This window comes from Ehrlichia minasensis (assembly GCF_004181775.1).
Taxonomy (GTDB): Bacteria; Pseudomonadota; Alphaproteobacteria; order Rickettsiales; family Anaplasmataceae; genus Ehrlichia; species Ehrlichia minasensis.
Genome location: NZ_QOHL01000014.1, coordinates 1 through 21,982 on the forward strand (window position 1 = coordinate 1; position 21,982 = coordinate 21,982).

The 21,982-nt window shown below is 29.8% G+C and carries 15 protein-coding genes; 6 read left to right on the plus strand and 9 right to left on the minus strand.

Annotation, left to right across the window (positions count from 1 at the left end; translation table 11 throughout):
• Nucleotides 1-925: 925 nt before the first annotated feature.
• Complete coding sequence (gene lpdA, locus DRF75_RS03255; protein WP_045170788.1) at nucleotides 926-2,335, minus strand: dihydrolipoyl dehydrogenase; 1,410 nt, start codon at nucleotides 2,333-2,335, stop codon at nucleotides 926-928.
• 272 nt (nucleotides 2,336-2,607) lie between these two features.
• Here lpdA and DRF75_RS03260 point away from each other — a divergent pair, with 272 nt between their 5' ends.
• From DRF75_RS03260 to DRF75_RS03280, 5 genes are all read left to right on the plus strand, one after another.
• Nucleotides 2,608-5,001, plus strand: coding sequence for a hypothetical protein (locus DRF75_RS03260; RefSeq protein ID WP_129992648.1), 2,394 nt, complete (start codon nucleotides 2,608-2,610; stop codon nucleotides 4,999-5,001).
• A 419-nt stretch (nucleotides 5,002-5,420) separates the two neighbouring features.
• Nucleotides 5,421-6,869, plus strand: coding sequence for a hypothetical protein (locus tag DRF75_RS03265; protein ID WP_045170790.1), 1,449 nt, complete (start codon nucleotides 5,421-5,423; stop codon nucleotides 6,867-6,869).
• Nucleotides 6,869-7,501 carry a hypothetical protein gene (locus DRF75_RS03270; RefSeq protein WP_045170791.1) on the plus strand — a complete coding sequence of 211 codons (633 nt, stop codon included), beginning with the start codon at nucleotides 6,869-6,871 and terminating at the stop codon, nucleotides 7,499-7,501. The genes DRF75_RS03265 and DRF75_RS03270 overlap by 1 nt, the downstream gene beginning before the upstream one ends.
• On the plus strand, nucleotides 7,491-8,027 hold the full coding sequence (locus tag DRF75_RS03275) for a hypothetical protein (protein WP_200887578.1): 537 nt from the start codon (nucleotides 7,491-7,493) through the stop codon (nucleotides 8,025-8,027). The genes DRF75_RS03270 and DRF75_RS03275 overlap by 11 nt, the downstream gene beginning before the upstream one ends.
• A 536-nt stretch (nucleotides 8,028-8,563) precedes the next feature.
• Entirely contained in the window at nucleotides 8,564-9,358 is a 795-nt protein-coding gene (locus tag DRF75_RS03280; protein WP_045170792.1) for an MBL fold metallo-hydrolase, read from the plus strand.
• 760 nt (nucleotides 9,359-10,118) lie between these two features.
• Here the strand turns inward: DRF75_RS03280 and DRF75_RS03285 are convergent.
• Both DRF75_RS03285 and pstC read right to left on the minus strand, forming a co-directional pair.
• Entirely contained in the window at nucleotides 10,119-10,919 is an 801-nt protein-coding gene (locus DRF75_RS03285) for a type I glutamate--ammonia ligase (RefSeq protein WP_045170793.1), read from the minus strand.
• Between the two features lie 6 nt (nucleotides 10,920-10,925).
• Nucleotides 10,926-12,050 (minus strand): phosphate ABC transporter permease subunit PstC, encoded by a 1,125-nt coding sequence (pstC, locus tag DRF75_RS03290; RefSeq protein WP_045170794.1) that lies wholly within the window; start codon nucleotides 12,048-12,050, stop codon nucleotides 10,926-10,928.
• A 155-nt stretch (nucleotides 12,051-12,205) separates the two neighbouring features.
• On the opposite strand from pstC, the gene alaS reads away from it, so the two are divergent.
• On the plus strand, nucleotides 12,206-14,869 hold the full coding sequence (gene alaS / locus DRF75_RS03295; RefSeq protein WP_129992649.1) for an alanine--tRNA ligase: 2,664 nt from the start codon (nucleotides 12,206-12,208) through the stop codon (nucleotides 14,867-14,869).
• Nucleotides 14,870-16,374: 1,505 nt separating this feature from the next.
• Here alaS and sucD read toward each other — a convergent pair.
• The 6 genes from sucD to DRF75_RS03325 form a co-directional block, all read right to left on the minus strand.
• Nucleotides 16,375-17,256: a succinate--CoA ligase subunit alpha gene (gene sucD, locus DRF75_RS03300; protein WP_045170796.1), complete on the minus strand. Its 882-nt coding sequence runs from the start codon at nucleotides 17,254-17,256 to the stop codon at nucleotides 16,375-16,377.
• Nucleotides 17,257-17,263: 7 nt separating this feature from the next.
• Nucleotides 17,264-18,424 carry an ADP-forming succinate--CoA ligase subunit beta gene (gene sucC / locus DRF75_RS03305; RefSeq protein ID WP_045170797.1) on the minus strand — a complete coding sequence of 387 codons (1,161 nt, stop codon included), beginning with the start codon at nucleotides 18,422-18,424 and terminating at the stop codon, nucleotides 17,264-17,266.
• A gap of 84 nt (nucleotides 18,425-18,508) precedes the next feature.
• Nucleotides 18,509-18,784 carry a 30S ribosomal protein S21 gene (rpsU, locus tag DRF75_RS03310; RefSeq protein ID WP_129992650.1) on the minus strand — a complete coding sequence of 92 codons (276 nt, stop codon included), beginning with the start codon at nucleotides 18,782-18,784 and terminating at the stop codon, nucleotides 18,509-18,511.
• A 145-nt stretch (nucleotides 18,785-18,929) separates the two neighbouring features.
• Nucleotides 18,930-19,952 carry a substrate-binding domain-containing protein gene (locus tag DRF75_RS03315; protein WP_045170800.1) on the minus strand — a complete coding sequence of 341 codons (1,023 nt, stop codon included), beginning with the start codon at nucleotides 19,950-19,952 and terminating at the stop codon, nucleotides 18,930-18,932.
• 59 nt (nucleotides 19,953-20,011) lie between these two features.
• On the minus strand, nucleotides 20,012-20,629 hold the full coding sequence (locus tag DRF75_RS03320) for an SCO family protein (protein ID WP_045170801.1): 618 nt from the start codon (nucleotides 20,627-20,629) through the stop codon (nucleotides 20,012-20,014).
• Between the two features lie 317 nt (nucleotides 20,630-20,946).
• Complete coding sequence (locus DRF75_RS03325; protein ID WP_045170806.1) at nucleotides 20,947-21,975, minus strand: NAD(P)H-dependent flavin oxidoreductase; 1,029 nt, start codon at nucleotides 21,973-21,975, stop codon at nucleotides 20,947-20,949.
• Between the last annotated feature and the right edge of the window lie 7 nt (nucleotides 21,976-21,982).

The following is a 21,982-nucleotide window of genomic DNA, read 5'->3' on the forward strand; positions in this document are numbered from 1 at the left end:
AAAAGAGTGTGTTAAATATAAGTGTTCTGTGTGTATAAGTGCTGTATTTGTGGAGCAAAGCTGTGAGTAAAATTTGCTGAACTTAGATATTGTATGTGAATACTATAATTGAATAATAGATTTATTTTGAAGTTAGATTTGTTAATGAATGCATTTGCTAATGTTTCTGGTAAGTGATGGGAACAGTAGATGATGAGTACAGCTTTTATGTTTTTGTATGTAATGTGATGATAAGTTAGGTGCGTTGTTTGATTATTAATTTGCTTTAAGTTGAGATGGATGAAAAGAGTGTGTTAAATATAAGTGTTCTGTGTGTATAAGTGCTGTATTTGTGGAGCAAAGCTGTGAGTAAAATTTGCTGAACTTAGATATTGTATGTGAATACTATAATTGAATAATAGATTTATTTTGAAGTTAGATTTGTTAATGAATGCATTTACTAATGTTTCTGAGAAATGATGAGAACAGTAGATGAGAGGGTGCAGCTTTTATGTTTTTGTATGTAATATGATGATGAGTTAGGTGCATTGTTTGATTGTTAACTTGCTTTAGATTTAGATAACTGGAAAAGAATCTGTTAATAGAATAAGTGTTTATGTGAATAGTGAAGTTGTGTGTGATAGATTTGTATGAAATTGTCAGATTGTTATATCCAATAAGATTTATGTTTGTTTAGATGTTTACCTTCCTGTAGATATGATATTATTTGAGTGTGATAATGGGAAATTTTTAGTGCTGTTTTATCTATGAGTTCTGTATAGTAGGAAAAAATTTAAGTCTTGATCGTTAAATATTTTTATGACAGTTTATCAAGAGTGTAGTATTAATTATCATACAATTTTGACTTGATTTCATATACTTTCTAGCATCAGTGCCTTATTATGGTAGCTATGTGTTATAGTTGGTTACATTGAGATATTACAGTTTAGCTATTTAGTGACTCATTATTTGATGATAATACTGCTTCATGGATCATTTCTGACAATGTGGGGTGAGGAAATATAGCTGATATTATGTCTTGATCAGTGATTTCCACTTGTTTCCCAATAATGTACCCATTAATCATTTCTGTAACTTCTGCTCCAATCATGTGTGCACCTAATAATTCTCCAGTAGACTTGTCTATTATAACTTTAACAAATCCTTCTACTTCATCTATAGCTACTGCTTTTCCACTACAATTTGCATTGAATTTTCCGACTTTAAAATTATACCCTTGATGTTTTGCTTGATGTTCAGTAAGTCCAATACTAGCTATTTGTGGTATAGAAAATATGCAGCTGGGTATATTATTTTTGTTAATAGTGTGTACTTTATGTTGTGGTATTTTATTCTCTCCTGCAGCTATGTTTTCTATGCATAATATTGCTTCATGGCTTGCTTTATGTGCTAAACACGGAGAGCCAGCAACATCACCTATGGCATAGACTCTTGGTTCATCTGTACAGCAGTGCTTATCAGTAATGATAAAACCTGCGTTGTCTGTTTTAATTTTTGTATTTTCAAGACCAATGTTACTAGAATTAGGTATTATCCCTACCGCTAATATAATGTTATCCACCTGTAAGTCTATTGTATCTGAAATCTGAACTTTAGCGTAATTATTGCACTTTTCTAGTTTTGTAATTGAGCTATTTGTGTGTATTTTAATTCCTTTATTACTTAAAATGTTATGCATACATTCAGATACTTCATGATCTTCAAGTGGTAATATGTTATCTTTTAATTCTACCATAGTAACTTGAGTACCAAATGTATTATAAAAACTTGCGAATTCTATACCTATGGCTCCGCTTCCAATGATGAGTAAAGATTCAGGAAATTTATTTGGCATCATGGCATTTTTAGCATTCCAAACTATATTATTATCAAAATCTATGCCAGGTATACTTTTGGCTTGAGATCCTGCTGCAATAACTATATGTGTTGACGTAATACTAGTTATTTTATTCGAGTGATCTGTGATTTCTACAGTTGCGTTACCTAATAATTTTGCAGTGCCATGATAAACTTTTATTTTATTTTTTTTCATGAGCCCACTAATTCCATTGGCTAGCTTTTCTACAACGTTACGTGACCGTTCTATTATTTTATTAAAATCAAATTTGACATCTTTTACTGTAATCCCAAAAGTGTCTGCTTTTTTGATGTTGTGATAAACTGATGCGGATTGTAGCAATGACTTTGTTGGTATACATCCCCAATTTAGACAAACTCCACCTAGTGAATTTTCTTTTTCTACTATTGCAACGTCATATCCTAATTGTGCAGCTCTTATTGCTGCTGTATATCCTCCTGGTCCACTCCCAATTATAAGAAATTCATGTTTAGTCATGCTTTTATTTATTAATACAAAACGATTAATAATAGTGGAGTGTAATAATATTTGCAAGAGCAACATTTTGGGGGATTCAGAAATTTATGTTTATGGATAGAGTATAGTTTTTAATGTTTTAATAAAAAAATTAACTAAAATTATTGATTTATTAAATATTTACAATATTATTAAGCATTGTTAATTCCTTTAATTTAATTTATGAAAATTTTAAGTAAATTAGAAGTTATTACTGTAAATAAAGCATCTATATACAAATACGGTTACTAAAAATGAATAGTTTTTTGAATGCATATAGTGTTAATTTGATTCAAAAAAATAGTACTATATTTTCCTTATATTATGTGAAGCGTGGTTTAGTAGCAAATGATCTAGTATGTGAAGTACATAGTGGGAATTACACTTATTCTGTAAAAGTTAATGATGTACCTGTACTAGATCATACAGTGAAAAATTACTTACCAAGAATGTTGTTTGTAAAAGTGAAAGACAATGACTTTTTGATTGTAGCATTTTCTGTGAATGATTTGAAACAGTATAGGATAAAGAAGAGCCTATTGTTAAAAATTTATAAAATAAATTATTTACCTACTATAACATTACTTGATGTTGATAAGATAAATTTAAGTAGTTCTGTACATTCCTTAAAAGAAGAAGTTAGATATCCTGTTGTACTGTACCAGAGTCGTCCAGATGCTATTATGGTTATTGCAAGGGTAGATAATGATGATAGAGCAAAATCGCCAGATAGATTATATGTAATGTGGGACCTGCAGTGTCGTGATGGTAGATTTAAAATTATTAAGCCTGCTGCTGGTGAGGTTCAATTTAATAATAAGTATTTGTTTAAATATTCTGGTTATATAGGATATGGTAAATACAGTGATAAATTAATTATGGTGTCAGAGTTTAAGGGGCACATGAAATTACTTTATGTCGGGAAGTATCTATCTCAAGATTATAATTTTTTTTCTAATATATATGAAATCTCAATTGATTATACTTTAAATTTTGGGGCAAAGAAGTGTCTTGTAAACTATCGTTATGGATGTAATTTAGGAAATAATGATAAGTATAATATTCCTGTCAGTGGAATTGATGTAATTAATGCTATCAGTAATGGTGAGAATACTTATTTAGCTTATGTTGGTATAGTGTTTGATAGTAAGTTTGGTGATGATAGTCAATTGGTAATAGTTAGTAGTAAAGAAGGTAAGCAGGTTGCTATATATGATTTTATGCGTGTTGAAGATCGTGTTACATCTTTGCATATAGTACATATCGATAGTAACATAGTGATAACTACTGTGAGTTCATCTTATATAGTTAGGTATGAAATACCAGAATTGCAGTTAAGAGGTGGAAATATTACACATGTTAATATGATGCAGTTCTCACGTCGTGAAATTACAAACATTGCTAATTTTGCAAATGTTGTTACTGCAGATATATCATTTTCAAATGATAAGTATATTAATGTTACTACTGTAGCTGCTAAGAAATTGTGTAGTGGTGTAGAGAATGTGTATTTTGATGTTAGATCAATTCTATCTAGAGATATTTTTGCTACTGAACAAAATCTTAGTTCTGTTAGTGCATCTATGTATGAAACAACTCGATCAATAATTTCTAAAAGTGATGCTACAGAAATGACTCTGGAGCCTATAACCTCTGTATATATGCTTAGTAGTACTGAAAACCCTGTAATGTCTATAGATTATCCTTCTAAAGCATCTAGTACAGTGCAATCAGTAGTTTCAAAAAGTAAAATTACTGAGGTTAGTGTAAAACCTGCTACTACTAGCTCATTACCGTATAACTCTGATAGTGCTGTGAAATCTGTAAGTACTAGAAGTAGGTTTTCTACAGTATCTAATACAATTCAATCAACAACTCCTAAAAATGGTGCTATTAAATTAGAGAGAGAAAAAGGTACTTCTACATTTAGCGTAATACAATCTGAGACTCAGGGTAGTGATATTACTGAAGATGTAAAACATTCAAGTTCTAGTACAGTATCTAGTATTGAATTTAGCACTTCTCAAAGTGTTGTAAGATATTATACAACAGATACTGTCAGTTCATTGTCAGTAGATCGCAACGGTGTTGTTTCAAATATTACTAATATTACAGCACATCCTATAACAGGTAAAAAGGAATCAAAATTTGTTGATTGTGTAAGTAATGTTTCAGATGTTAAATGTGGTTTGTTGCCTAAAAAAGTGAAATATAATGTGAGACGTAGTACTATTAAGACTGGTGTTAAAACATCTGTAAAAAAACAAGCATTTCATAAGGATTTTGCATCTACCGAATATGTTTTAACAAATAGATTAAACCTTACAAACAATGTAAGTATGTCAGATTATTATTTAACAAATAATGGGACAGATGAAAGTAATATAAGAATAGATCATAGTAATAAAAATGTTTTATTAATTGGGGTAGTGTGTGCTGTAGTTTTTGTAGTTATGGTTTTATTTTTCAGTAAGGGTGGCTATGATAAATTAAAACGAAGCATGGTAAGGTGTATCAGTAATAGTAGGAGAACAAGATGTAGAAGTGTTAATCCTAGAGTATTACCAGTAATTGAATTACATGACTTGCAAGAGATTTCAGGTGTAATAATATCTAATAGAGCAGCGTATGCAGGTAGTTGTAGTTAAATGAAGTATTTGTATTTTAATCTAAAATAGCATTATATAAGTACTTAATAAATGGTATATAAAGTTTCTAGTGTTTTAGTTCTATTATGCCTTTTTGTTGGCTTGGTTGATTAATGGTGTTATATGAATAGCTTGGGGCAGGTGAGGTTAATATTATTAGCATTTAAGTTGTACTGAATAGTGTAGTAGTGCTTATAAATTATTTTTTTTGCATAGCATGTACTGCTTAAAATTAGTTAAGTCGTACTTTGTTATTATAGCATGTAAAAATATTATTAATTCAAAGATCTAGTTATATTTTTTTCTCATTTTTTTTATTAAGATATCTTTATTTATTACTATTAATAGTAGAGAGATGAGTCTTTAATTTATATGGATTATTAAAGCTAATGTTAATACTATAATTTTGTGTAAAAGCAATGTCATTTTTTTCTAAAATGTCTAAAAATAAAATCGTTATATCTGTAGGAGATAACGGAGCTGTAGTTCTTAATATTGTAAATAACGAAATACGTGATAAATATTTTATTGAAACCGCACAAGATGCAGATTTGTCGAAAATTATATCATGTATAACTGAATATAAAACATCTTCAATATATCTTGTATTAAATCATTCTGATCAGGTTTATACTGAACATGTAATGCCTACCTATAATAGAATTGTTGCTAAATCTTTAGTAAAAATGAATCTTAGTGATGTCAGGAGTGATTATGATATAGGTGCTGCATTTTTATTAACAAAGCCTGATGATGCAAATAAAAGTTGCCATTATATGGTTGTAAAAAGTCAGCTAAACAACCTAACGAAGAAATTATTGGAAGTAGTTGTTAATAATTTAGGTAATTTTTGTGGTATATTGTTATTGCCTATAGAATTATCATATCTTTGTGATAGGTTGTTAAGATTTTATGGTAAAGATAATGAAGGGTGGACTATACTGGTCGCTTATACTAAGACTAATGATTTTAGAAAAATTGTTTTGTATCAAGGTAAGATAATACATGTAAGTAGTATTATTGTAACTTCAGATGAAACATTACCAAGTATTATTGCAGGTAAAATTTATCAAGAAATATCTAATACAGTTTTTTATCTTGCTAAATTTGGTTATAGTAAAGAATCAATTATTAATTTGTATATCATAACTTCCAGTAATATAAAAACTAGTTTGTTGTCATTTGATTTCAAAAATATGGACAGCAATATTCTAACTCCATATGAATTGTCGAAAATTTTAACGTTAAAACAATCTTCAAGTGTTGTAAGTGAGTTTTGTGATACTGTGGTATTATGTGCTATTACAGAAAAAGCTCCTCTGAAGATTCTTCATACTAAAGATACCAGTTTATTCTATAAAATTTTATTTTTTAATAAGTGTGTTTTACCTTGTTTGTTATGTTTTATTACGTTGCTGTCTCTACTTAATATCACTTACATGTTCAGTATAAATATTAATTATGATGAAAAAATTGATTTACTACTTCGTAAAGAAGCATTGGTGTCTAAAGTTGAGAAAATTAGTCAAGATACTACCTTAAAGCAAGTTAATGAAATGTATGAAACAGTAGATGTATATAAGCTTCTTTTAGCAGATGATTTTTTCTCGTTAGATTTGATTTTGCGATTACGGAAAGTAGATTTTAAAGGATTTAATGTTAATTACTTGTCATGTAATACGCGTGGTCATGGTATTGAAGTAAAGCTGTTATTGAAGTTTGTTGGAGAAAAGCAGTTTTCATATTATTTTAACGGCTTGAAAGATAGAATAATGGAGGAATTTAAAGATTATAAAACAGAAGTAATAGATACTTTACCTAATGTTGCAGATAATGAAAAAATTATTGTAGTTAAACTGGAAAAGTAATGTGTAATAATATATTAAAGAGATACTGCATAATTAAGATGTCAGTGTGTGTTTTATTGTTAATTACCTTGTCTGTAACGTTACATTACTTATATAAATCTAATGCTTATATATTACAGCATAATTTACACATTGCTGATGAGATTCGAAAGTTGAATTTTGAGGTTATGGATGTTCATAAGCATGAAGCGGTGCTGAATGATAGTGGAATTTTGTGGCAAGAAATATCTACATCAAATATATATAGTACTAGTACTTTTTATAAAGAAAACGTGGGTACATTGATAACTAATTTATGTAAAAAGTATTATTTGTTTAACTCTCAAATAAACATCTCCAGTCCTAAAATAGTTAATCATTTGTATAATAAGCAATATATAGATGTAATTAAGAGCCGTGTTGATATTAATTTTTCATCTATTAGTGATGAATATGTATTTTTATTCCTTAACGCAGTACGTCATGACGTTTCTGGATATGTTAAAGTTGTTAATTTTAATATTGAAAAAAAGACTGATATTACAAATGAAGTATTACATTCTGCATTGAAAGGTGAAGCTGTGGCTACTATAAGTGGTCATGTTTCATTTGATCTGTATAGTATAGTTGGTAGGTTTATTGATGAAAGTTAGTGTAATATTATCAGTGATAGTTTTGTGCTTAATGGGTAGTGTTGAGTGTGAAGCTAGTACACACGGTTGTCTTGGTCTTGTATACGCATTGCATCACTGTACAAGTTATACTTGTGAGATGGATTTTTCTGATAATAAAGTTCAATATACAGTTTTTGGATTGAGAAATGATAATTGTAAGTTAATGGAAAAAGATGATTCAAGTATGATGTTGTGTTATATACCGCAGGATAAATTAAAAATGATGTCTGAGTATTTAGTAAGAGTGATTACCAATAATTTGAATATTGATACTCACAAAATTGAGCATATGTTATTTGAATTATGTAACTTTTATTATGTAATGCAGGATAGTTTAATTCCAGAAAATGAGGAAGTGAATGAACAAAATGCATTGCAAGTAACACGTGCTGCAGAATTGAAAAGAAGGAATATTAACATTAGTAAAATAAAGAGTATATTTTTTCGAGATGAAGATATTGTAAAATTACATTCCATATATGCCCAAAATCAGCATATGAGATAAGATTAATGATATATATATAACAAGGAACTGTAATATGGTTTTTATGTGAATTTTCGACTAAATATTTATAAATATTAAAAGGACATTCTAGGATTTCTATAAGTACTTGTATAACGTAGTTTGGTGTTTTTCTATATTTTCAATTTGTAAATTATGGAATATTATTTGAAGCTTTGGAATGTTATTGTTATACTTTTGTGCTTCTGTGTAGTAAATTTGATGAACTGTAAAACTCTTTAATAAAGCTTTTTAATCGGTTATCATCTTCTTTTTCTGTTAATTCTGAAATAGTATAAAAGTGATGAATAATTTGTAGGGTAGCATATTTGTGAAGTATTAATGAAAGTTTGATATTATCTTGTGTACTTAGTAAATACATGGTGTTTTTTACTGTTTTGATAGTATTTTACATAAGCTATAGTAGGGATACTGTGGTTAATTGTGTACTATCTTTTAGTGTCTTTATATATAATTTATATGCTTGACTAATAAAATTACTAGTGGTAATTGATCACTGGTAAGTACATTTATTTTTTATGAAAATAACAATTCTTGGATGTGGGTCATCTGGTGGTGTACCGGTGGTAGGCTGTAAATGTGATACCTGTAGTTCAAACATGAAATATAATAAGCGTATGAGATCATCTATATTTGTTGAGAGTGGTGATGTACAGCTACTTGTTGATACTACACCTGACTTAAGATTTCAAGCGCTGCAAAATAACTTATCATCTGTTGATGCAGTATTGTATACTCATTTTCATGCAGATCATTGTGATGGTATTGCCGATCTGCAACAATTTTTACCTAAACATGATGTAAATAATATACCTATATACAGCGATATGACTACTTTGTGTTTGCTTACTGCTAGTAATTCATATTTGTTCATTCCTAGTGGACATTCTTTTACTTCAAAAAAGTGCAGTCATTTGAAGGCTAATATAATATATTACTATAAAGAATTTATAATTAAAGATTTTCGTATATTAGCTGTAAAACAGATACATGGTATTGACAATTCTAATGGTTTTATATTTAATAATCTAGTAGCCTATTGTACAGATGTTAAATCTTTTCCAGAGGAATCTTGGAAGTTTTTATATAAGAAAAAAGTATTAATCCTAGGGTGTTTAAAATATGATGCAAGTTTTGGACATTCTCATGTAGATTTATGTTTAGATTGGGTAAAAGAGTTGAAACCAGAAGTTGCTATCCTTACTCATATGAGTCATTATCTTGAGTATTATTCTTTGACTGATTACATAAAAAGTCATTCTAAAGATAATATAATAGTTGGTTATGATGGTATGCAGTTTAATGTTCTATAGTATAGTAAAATGATGGGTAGCTAGTGTGTATGTAAGAATCCTTAATAAGTGAAACTTGCTTTTTATAATTAGGTTTAGTCTTAATGTACTACAAAAGTTTAAATCATTTTAATAATAGTGATTTCATTGTATTTTGGTGGTTTAAATATATTCAATAGGGTAGAGTTACTTCTAGTTTAGTGTTTTTATTATAACGTTACGCAGCTTTACAAATCAAAGCTTCATGTTTTTACTTCCAGTACAATAGTTTATTGTGTTTTTGTTAAAGAAGCACATTATGGAAAAAGTTATGTATCAGTTAATCTTTATTTATGTTGAGTGATTCTACAAACTTCTTGCTTTGTTGGATTTATATTGTTTTGATAAAGATAGTTAATTGTTTGTTTACAGCTCAACTATGCTAGATGAATGAATGTTATTTGTAAAGCGGAAAATTTGATCAAATTTTTTTCACTTTAGTTGTGTATCTGTGAATTGAAGTGTGTTAAGTAGGAGAGTATTACATTTAGGGTAGTGTTTTTTTTCATTACAATTGATATTGTTTTACTCACTTTATCTTTTTATCGAATTTTTATATTATTTTTTGTAACGGTAGTTTATTGTATCTTTCCTAACTTTGCATTTATTGAAGCAATAGATATTATGTTTAGATAATGTTTTGATTGTAAAAGTTTACATTACTTTACAATAGGTAATCTTTTGTATGAAATAGTATTAAGGTGAAGTTTAATGTCAGATTAAAGCAGAGATTAATGCATATTTAATCTACAATGTGATATTTTATTGCTTCTTTTAAATTTAATGGGAGTTTTTCAAGATTGTATTGTACGTCTGAAGATATTCCATAAGTTTTTGGTGGTGGTTGTATATTGTTTTCTATTCCATGGATTATTCCTTGTAAAATTGATGTAATGGCTTGTTTATAATTACAGTCTGCTCCAGGTACTCTGTGTTCTATTCTGCATTTTGTTGGATCTGTACTAGCACTTGGTATACGAATAGAGGTGCTTCTATTATTTCCTCCCCAGCTTATAGTTGTTGGTGTATCTATATCAGCGTGTATATATCTTAAATAAGAATTATTATTTGGAGCAAAGAAAATCATGTGTTTTTTCATTAGAGAGCATAGTCCTCCTATGCTGTGTAATAGGTAATTGCTCATTTTATTATTGTGGTTGTAAAATAAGTTATTACGGTTGACATCTAGTAGGTTTATATGGATGTGAAATGCACTACCTGGTTTATCTAAGTATGGTTTTGCAGCAAAATTTGCGCTTCCTCCAAAATGATTTGTGCTGTCTGATAAAATTTCTTTAATCAGATTAATTTCAAAAATAAGATTTGAAATATTAGTAGTTGTTGATGTTTGTATTTCGTATTGTAAATTGTCCTGTTCTTTTGTTATGTTACAATTAAAGGGAGATATTTTTTTCTTGATGTTAGTAATTAATAAATTGATATCATTTGGTTCCACGTTGTCAAAATAAAATTCTAATTCTACACCTATTAAAGGTATGACATTAAGATCTGTGTTTAGATAATTTAGAGTATAGTTTAACATATAAAACTAATGAATTTTAATGGATCTTGTTGCTTTTTTTGTAATACATAATGCAAGTAAATTAAGAAGCCATGTTATTATGAATAATGTAAGTCCTAAAGCATACGCAGATGAAGTTTGAATACTATTAAAATTTTGGTCTCCTGTTAAAATTGTTGCAATTTGTACTGTGATTGTTGTTACAGTATGTAGTGGATTGAAGGTTAAATGTGCTGTTATGCCTGCTGCCATTAATACAATCATTGTTTCTCCAATTACCCTTGAAATTGATAGTATAATTGAACTGATAATATTTGGTAATGCATATGGAATTATAATGTTCCAGATAGTATCTGATCTTGATGCTCCAAGTGCCATTGATCCATATCTTAAGTTTTTGGGAACAGAGTGTATAGCATTTTCTATCATAGAGGTAATAAATGGAAGGATCATTATTCCTATTACTAGTCCTGCTACTAATGCATTTTCTGATTGTGTATTAAGGTGATAATATTTTGCTAAGCTTCTAATTGATGGGGATAAAAATACTACAGCAAAATATCCATATACTACTGTAGGAATTCCTGCTAATATTTCAAGAATTGTATTGGTTATATATCTTATTTTTTTACTTGCATATTCACTGATGTAGATTGCAGAAAATAACCCTAATGGTACGGCTATAGTTATTGCAACAATTACTATCAATAATGTGCCGCTTAATAATGGTAATATTCCAAATGATCCTACTGGTTTTCCATCTATGATTTCTGGATCTGGTTGCCAGTTAGTTCCGAATAAAAAGTCAACAAGTGGTATTTTACTGAAAAATAGTGCTGATTCATATGTTAAACATAGTATTATACATATAACAACAAGTGATAGTAATCCTACTGAAGAAAACATGATGCATTTCAGTAATATGAATTCTTTGTCTATGTATATTGCTATTAATATCAAAACTAGTATAATAAATGTGATAATGATAGAGACTATGTTGATGTGTTCTGTGTAGAGTGAATAGCATGCAAAAAATGGATAGATTATATTGAGATAAGTAATAACGTTAAACTTGTCTTCAAAGTTAAGTTTTATTTTATGGTAGTTCCCTATTAATAATGCAATGGACAATAATATTGTAGTGAGTATCATATTTTTATAAATAAAGTTCACAAGTTTTTTACTTATGTAATTTAGGAATTTTACCTTTATTATATAAGTAGATTTATTTTATCACTTTTATAGTGCTTTGTAATATCAAATGTGTACTTTTGTTATATAACTTATATTTTACAGTGAATAAATTTATGAAAGAAAGCAACTTAGTTGGTAATATTAGGAAATTATTTGTAGATTTTTTTGTAAAAAATGGTCATCAGCTTTTTCCATCTTCTCCATTAATAGTAAAAGATGATCCATCTTTGTTATTTACTAATGCTGGTATGGTGCAATTTAAACATATGTTTACTGATGCTAGTAATGCAAGTGTAGGTACTGCTGTATCAAGTCAAAAGTGCTTGAGGGTAGGTGGTAAACATAATGATTTAGAAAATGTTGGATATACAAATAGGCATCATACTTTTTTTGAAATGCTTGGCAATTTTAGTTTTGGCGACTACTTTAAGGAATTTGCAGTAGAGTTAGCATGGAATTTTGTTACTAAAGAACTTGCTTTAAACAAGGACAAACTTTATTTTACAGTTTATCATGATGATCAAGAAACATTTGATTTGTGGAAGAAAATTAGTGGATTTTCTGAAAGTAGAATAATTAAAATAAAGACTAATGATAATTTTTGGAGCATGGGTAGTACAGGACCGTGTGGTCCTTGTTCAGAGATTTTTTATGATTATGGTGAAAATATAGAAGGTGGATTACCAGGTACTCCAGAGGAGGATGGTGCAAGGTTTACGGAAATCTGGAACTTGGTATTTATGCAATATAATAGGAAATCAGATGGTGAACTATATGCGCTGCCAAAAAAATGCATAGATACTGGGATGGGGCTTGAAAGGATTTCAGCTGTGATGCAAGGTGTTTATGATAATTATGATATAAATTTATTTAAGGATTTAATAGAAGTATCAAAGAAGCAGTCAGGTAGTGCTAATAATGAACTTGCTCATAGAGTTATTGCAGATCATGTGCGTTCAGCAGCGTTTTTAATAGCAGAAGGATTAACACCAGGTAATGAAGGTAGGGATTATATTTTACGTCGTATAATTAGAAGGGCAGCTCGTTATGTGTACATGTTAAAATATGACGGAGCATTAATGTATCAGATTTTTCCTGTTTTGATTGATGAAAAAAGTTATGCATATATGGCAGACTATTATCCAGAATTAATTCATGCTAAGGATTTGATAATATCAATTTTGAAAATAGAGGAAGAAAACTTTAGAGATACTTTAGTTAAAGCATTGCCATTGCTTGAAAAAGAGTTAGTCAATTTATCTTCAGGTGATGCATTGCCTGGTAATGTTGCTTTTAAGTTATATGATACTTATGGGTTCCCGGTTGATATTACTTTAGATATCATAAAGGAGAAAGGAGTAAAGTTTGATGAACAAGGTTTTTATGATCAAATGGACAAGCAAAAAGAAAGGTCAAAGCTTAATCATTCTATAAAATCTGTTCAGCAATTAAAAGGTAAGTTGTGGGTGGATATTAAAGAGCATTATGGTGATACGAAATTTGTTGGATATGAGCAATATAGTGCTAAAGCTAAGGTTTTATCAATCATTTATGAAAGTGATAAGAATACTGAAGTGGCTAATGCTGGAGATAGAGTTAATGTATTGTTAGATATGACACCATTTTATGCTGAGTCTGGAGGACAAAAGGGTGATACTGGGGTATTCAATGTCATTGTAAGACAAGGAAAAGAACTATTAGATTGTGATAATATTGTTGAAGTGTTGGATACGAAAAAGGTGCTAGATACACTTTATGTTCATGAGTGTGTTATCAAAGCAGGATCTTTAATTGTTGGTGATATAATTTGTGCAGAAGTTGATTGTGAAAAAAGAAAAAATTTATGTGCTAATCATTCGGCAACACATTTGTTACATTATGTTCTAAAATTAGTAATAGATAATAGTATTATACAAAAGGGTTCATTAGTAAGTGATGATAAGTTAAGATTTGATTTTAGTTATGGTGTTGCATTGACAAAAGAACAGTTAACTTTAATTGAAGATAAGATGTTTTCTTTAATACGTGATAATAGTCCTGTTATTACACATATATGTGACTTGAAAGAAGCAGTTGCTGATGGAGCTATTGCATTATTTACTGAAAAATATGCAGATCATGGAGTAAGGGTAATTAACATAGGAGATTCAAAAGAGTTATGTTGCGGTACTCATGTTAGATATACTGGTGAGATAGGATGCTTCAAAATAGTGTCAGAAGCTAGTGTTGCTTGTGGAGTACGTAGAATAGAAGCAGTTACAGGTCAGAATGCAATTGATTATTTTAGACAGCAAGAAAAAATGTTATATTTAATTGCTGAGAGTGTTAAGTCTCCTGTAGAAAATATATTAATACAGATAGATAAACTTAACAGAAATAATCAAGAGCTAAAGCAGAAATTGTCGGATACTTATTTTAGTATGATTGATTTGCAAGGTATTGCTACTGACAAAATAGGAAATATTGATTTCTTATATAGCAATTTAAATGGTATTCCAATTGATGTTGTGAGAAAATTTATTAATGAGCGCCTTGTTAATAGTATGATAATGTTCTTTTCTAATATTGTAGGTCATAATGTTATGTATGTTGTAGGTGTTGCAAGTAATTTACATAGTAAAATTAAAGCTACAGATTTTGTAAAAATAATAGGGGAAGTTGTAAAGAGCAAGGGTGGAGGTAATAATCGATTAGCTCAAATTAGTGGAGAGTACATTGACAAAGTAGATGTCATATCTCATGTAAGAAGTAAGTTGATTAGTGTTTTGAGTAGTTAGTGACTACACTGTTAGTGCATTTTTTGATAGAGGTAGCTTTTAGTTTTTTTCTTTTATCTTATATGAAATATTGAATATGGGTAGCTATATATGCTTTTGCGATAAGATTTATGTTACATAATAAAACCTATATTCATTTATGAGTATGGATAATGCAATAGAAGTAAAGGTGTAAGCAATATTTGATGGATCAAAATTTTAATTAATTGCGGGAATTATGCTATTATACATGTGGGTTCATACGTTCTTTTGTGTAGTGTAAGCTTATGATTTTTTAAGTGGTTTTTTGTATTAGTTAGAAATGTTAGCTATAGTGTGGAATTTTTCTGTGTGTAACACTGACCAACATATGAATAGTGTTCAATTATCTTAAATTTATGATTGAATAAGTATAATTTTGTATTCCATATGTAGTACGAGTTTTTGTGTAACTTCGTATTATGTGTAGTAAAGTAATCTGTAATTTTTTTAGAGAGTTACATATGGTAAGTCTTAAATAGCAATAGAGAATTTACTGTATGTAAGACAGTAAGTAATGTGTAAATAGTGTTTAATTCACTTGATTTTTTGAATAGTAAAGTATTATGCTATGTAATTTTATATGGCTTTAGTGTTGTATTTTGTTGTAATCTTGTTGAAAGATGTTGAGTATAGTAGTGAGAATTTTATTGTGTGTAATTCACTAAATGATATTCCATTATCTTAAATTTATAAATGATAGAGTGTATTTTGTATTTCATGTATAGTACAAACTTTTGTATGACTTTATATTATAGTGAAATAGAATGGTAATTTTTTTAGGTCTTGATGGTAATGGAGCATATTACCATGTGTAATACAATAGGAAATATATTATATTTGCTAAAGTAGAGTCATAAGTCTTTGTGTAAAGTGTGATTAATAGTATAGTGTTTGGTATGAATAGCTATAAATTGATAACTATAAGAAAGTATTTTTGTATCATGTGAAAAGATCCTGATTTTGTACATGATAAGTCATGGCATATAAGGTTTGTTAGAACTTATATGTAATTAGTGTAGTAATTGCTATGCTCTATTTAAATGATGATACAAAATCTTATTGATGGTTAGCATAGTTTGGTTTGTGTAAGTTTTAATTTTGGTAATGTGAAATTAAGAATGTCTGTCAAATACATAATTATTTTTTTATATTACACTGTATTGCATCATAAGAGTGTTAAATGTGGTTGTTGATAATGAAATGAATCTCTACAACTACAGCAGTATCTTTTTATCTACAGTAACGATAACTTTGAGATAAAAACTGTCCATTCCAGTAAATAATTTTACTAACTGTCATGAATATCTAATTGATAACCTTAAAATAGCACAACACTATGTTTGTTATTTTATAATATAGCACTAATATAGCTTTGAAATAATGAAAAACATTACACACATAAAACATCACTCAAGAAAGTTAGTATAAAGGCTTATAAGTTTTAGAGAACTATTACAACATATCTGTAAGAACAGTACTAATTTTTATATTTTATTGTTCATAGCTTCCAACATTGTTTTCCCTATAACTGCTGGCGTTTCAGCAATAACAATACCTGCACTTTTCATAGCTTCTATTTTACTTTCAGCACTGCCTGAAGTACCTGAAGAAATTGCTCCAGCATGGCCCATACGCTTTCCTGGAGGGGCAGTTTTTCCAGCAATGAATCCAACTACAGGCTTGTCAGTTCCTGATAATTTTATGAATTCTGCAGCTTCTTCTTCTTCTGATCCTCCAATTTCTCCAATCATGATAATACCATGTGTATCTGGGTCATTTATAAATAATTTTATGCAATCTGTGAAAGACATACCATGTATAGGATCACCACCTATACCAATACATGTTGATTGTCCTAATCCAACTTCTGTAGTTTGTGCTACTGCTTCATATGTGAGTGTACCAGAACGTGAGATTACACCTATATGGCCACGTTTATGTATATACCCAGGCATAATACCAATTTTACATTCTTCTGGAGTAATAATACCAGGACAATTAGGCCCTATTAATATGCTATTTGAATTTGCTAAAGCACGTTTTACTTGTACCATATCTAAGATAGGAATACCTTCTGTAATGCAAATAATGAGCTCTATGCCAGCTTCAATTGCTTCTAATATTGCATCAGCTGCATAAGGTGCTGGAACATAAATAACAGTAGCATTTGCTCCTGTATCTAGTTTTGCTTGCTTTACAGTATTGAAAACTGGGAGATTTAAATGATATGTGCCACCTTTTCCAGGTGTTACTCCACCTACCATATTTGTTCCATAAGCAATAGCTTGTTCTGAATGAAATGTACCATGGGCACCAGTGAACCCTTGGCATATAACTTTTGTATTCCTGTCTACTAAAACGGACATATTGCCTCTATTTTTTTACTATATTAACTATGTTGTATGCTGCTTCGCTTAAGTCATTTGCTGTAATAATATTTAGACTTGAGTCATCTAATAACTTTTTTCCTAATTCAAAATTTGTTCCAGATAGCCTTACAACTAATGGAACATTGATACCAATTTCTTGTATTGCAGCAATAATACCATTAGCAATGATATCGCAACGCATGATACCACCAAATATATTGACTAATATTCCATCAACTTTATCTGATAAAATGATTTTAAATGCTTCAGTCACAGTCTTTTGGCTTGCCCCTCCACCAACGTCTAAAAAGTTTGCTGGTTCAGCTCCATAGTGTTTAATAATATCCATAGTTGCCATGGCAAGACCTGCACCATTAACCATACAGCCAATGTTGCCATCCATCTTAATGTAGTTTAAGCCGTGTTTAGAAGCTTCTATTTCTTCTTTGATTTCTTCATCATAATCACGTAACTCCTGAATGTCAGGATGACGGTATAATGCATTGTCATCAAAATTTATTTTTGCATCAAGAGCAATGAAATCTCCTGAAGATGTCTCAACTAAAGGATTGATTTCTACTTGATTAGCGTCAGTGTTTAACATAACTTTATATATTTTCTCAGCTATATCAGAGATTTTTCTTGTTTGATCTGAATTTAAGTTGCTATCGAAACATAAGTTACGTCCATGGAAACCTTGAAATCCGAATAGTGGATCAATGTTACACACAATAACTTTTTCTGGAGAAGTTGATGCCACTTCTTCTATATCAACACCACCTTCAGTTGAAAATATTATGCTGACTTGACTTTGTTTGCGATTTACAATTGCACTAATGTAATATTCTTTTTTTATATCACATCCCTCTTCTAGGTATACTTTCCTTACCTTTTGTCCATCCTTTGAAGTTTGGTGAGTAACTAAAGTTGACCCTAACATATTTTTTATGGATGCTTTAGCTTCATCTGGTGTACGACATACTACAACCCCACCAGCTTTGCCTCTACCACCAGCGTGAATTTGTGCCTTAACAACAATTACTTTTGAGTGTAATTTACTTATAGCATCATCAACTTCGCTTAACGAATGTACTACAGCTCCTTTTGGGACGCTAATACCAAATCTGCTCAGTATATGTTTCGCCTGATACTCATGAATATTCATATTAATACACCTTACTTGATACTTTAATTACTAAATTTAATATACATATAGATAACATAAGAGCTACAATACACAACTCTATGGTTACTCATTAGTACTGTCGTCATTGGCTTGAGAAGGCCTCTTCACTTGAAAATGCCTAGCACTAACTTGAAATTTAGTAAACTGTGGCTCGTAAGGTACTTTGTGCAATTTTTTTCTTCTCCTTTCACAATCATCTCTTTTTCTTGCACGTTTTTCTGATGGTTTTTCATGATGAGTAATTTTCATTTGCCTAGGTTTCCCCTCACGCTGTAATTTCTTTTTGAGGGTACGTATACCTTGTTCTATATCTCCATGGTAAACTATAACTTCAACCAAAGAAAGTCCTCCTATATAGATAAATCAAGCAATAATGATACCAATAACAAATTAATTATGTCAAATTCTTTTTAAGAAATTATGATTATAACAACACCAATAGTGTATACTTTAATTATAAATAAAGTTATATTTATGATATATACTATTTTTTGTCTAATATGTTAGTAATACGATTTTTAGTTTCTAACAGGTCTTTGTCTGATAAAGGAATGAACCCTAGCCCAATTAAATATCCGTTTTTACCAATTGATTCTTCTCTTAAAATGACTTTAATGAATTCCTTAATACTAGTGGAAGATTTAGTGTGTTCTTGTTTTATATATAGATATATAGGTCTTGATAAAATGTATTTTCCTGAAGAAATAGTTTCATAATTGGGTTCAACTCCTGCTATTTTGTTTGCATGTATTTTATCTTGATTTTTAATTAAAAAACTAAAGCTTAATATGCCAAATGCGTCGTGGTTTTTTGCAATCTTTTGTATGATGATATTTTCATTTGCTGCTACTTCAATATACTTTCCATCATTGCGCATTATACCACATGCACGTTGCCTTCTTTTTAGATCAGGATATACGTCGATGAAATTCTGGTTATGTATGCAGGATGCTTGCATTATCTCTTCTACTAATATATTGTAAGTTCCAGTGTTTTTATATGGACCATAAACTTCTATATCAATATTGGGTAATCTATTGTTGATTTCAGACCAATACCTAAGGTTATTGGTTGACATAGTTTCAACATATTCGTTTGATGTAGAGTATTTACTTAGAGCTTTAAATAGATCTTGCTTTGTAAAGTCAAGTTTATTGCTATCTTTGGAATTTGCTATTACTATTCCGTCATACCCTATGATAATCTCTATGATATTTTCAATATTATTACTCTTGCATAATTTAACTTCTGCATCCTTAATTTTTCTGGATGACATGACTATATCTGGAGTATTTTTTCCTACACCTTCACAGAACATGCTGAATCCCATACCGCTACCTACCGATTCTATGATAGGAGTTCCATAGTTTGAGAATCTGCCAAATTCTTCTGCTATAGCTGAAATGAATGGTGATGCTGTTGATGATCCAACAACCCGTATTTGCTGTGCATTTACATTAAATCCTAATGTTATTAGCACGAAGAATACTAAAAAAAACCTACTCATCCAACGTATTCCATCAATTTATAAAAAGTGTGTACTATTATCTTTAATTAATTATTAAATTACAGATACTGCTTAATTAAAGATAATAACTTATCTACTTGATTTTCTTCTGATTTTAAGTCTGGAATGAAATGTGAAAGATATGCCCCTTTTTTGTCAATAATGTACATTATTGCAGAATGATTAATTTGATTATCTTTATCTGATTGCCCAACATATATTTTGTAATTTTTAATTATTTGATTAATGTCTTCAGTATTTCCTGTTAACATTTGAATTCTTGAATCAAAATTTTCATGAAATTCTTTTAATTTATCTACAGTATCATTTTTTGGATCAATTGTAATAAAAATTACTTGTAATTTGTCTGCATTGTTGCCAAGGTGTGCAAGTGCTTCAGATACTAATCCCAACTCTGCAGGGCAGATACTTTTACATGCAGAGAATCCAAATAGAACTAACATGTGTTTCCCTAGGAAATCTTGGCTGTTTACTGTTTTACCGTCTTGATTTATTAAGCTAAAGCTAGTTTTAATGCCGTCTTCGTTCGGTATAGTAGTGTTAGGTGTATCATGATGTTTTGTTTGAAATATACCTTGTTTGGTAATATAGGAATACCCTAAAAATATTGCTGCAAATAGTAAGCAGATATTAAGTATGAATTTGATAGCTTTCATTATATGCTCCAATTATATAAACATTTAGTATAAAGATACTAAAACATATGCTATATCAGAGTGATATTATGTCAAGTTACTTAAAATTTTTTATACTATATTACTTTTATTAGTATTTTAGCTGTAAAAAGAGGAGTTAAAGTTTTTACTTGGGAATATGCAGTTTTTGTGTGTTTATTTGCTACACTATACATCATGAGGTTTCAATAAATAAAGTCTTATTATATTTAAATGAAAAGGAAATAGTAGAAATTTCCATTAAACTTATAAATATAAATACAGTAACATTTGTGACGATTGTGTACAGGTCGATTGTTTTACGTTGTGTTGATCTTTTGAACAGAAGTTATATAATTACATGCTTGCGATATGAGTCCGTTAATTACCTGTTCAGTAGTTTGTATTTCACGTACCATACCTACACTTTGTCCAGCCATGAGAGAGCCGTTTGTAATATCACCTTCTATTACTGCTTTTCTCAATGCTCCAGCCCAAAATTTTTCTATACTAAGCTGACCATCTTCTTTTGATATTTTTCCTTGATGATATAAGTTAATTATTTCTTTTTGTAATTCTAAAAATTTTACACTGGCATCATTTTTTATAGCTCTGACTGGTATTACCGGGAAGTCTTTACTTAATTGTGAAGATGATATTGCATCCCTAGAAGAAGATTTAATAAATATTTCCTTGAAGTTGTGATGTACACGTGACTCATGTGTACATACAAAAAGTGTGCCAATTTGACAGCCACTTGCTCCCATTATTAGATAGTGTGCTATCATTTCTCCCCTTCCAATACCTCCAGCAATAAAGATTGGGATTTTTTTAAGTGATTCTTCTTCTCTGAAGTACGGTAATATTTCTTGTACAAGTACAGAAGTGCTTACAGGACCTATATGTCCACCCGCTTCCATTCCTTCTATTATTAGTGCATCTACTCCTGCTCTTACTAATCTTTTTCCAATTGATAATGATGATGCAAAACACATAATTTTGATTTTTGCATCTTTAATATGTGTTATAGTTTTGTTGTTAGGTATACCGCCTGCTAGTACTATGTGTGTGACGTTTTTTGCTATGCAAACTTCAATTAACTCATTTAAACTTGGGTGCATTATAATGAGATTTACCCCAAAAGTGTTATTGGTTAATTGTTGAGTGAGTTCTATTTCTTTTCTTAATTCATCAGGACCAATTGATCCACACGCTAAAACACCAAATCCTCCAGCGTTTGATATTGCAGAAACTAAGTAAGGATCTGAAACCCAACTCATTGCTCCACCCATAATTGCAAAGTTGCTTCCTAGAAATTCTACACCTATTTTCCACAGTTCTGATAGCATGATCACT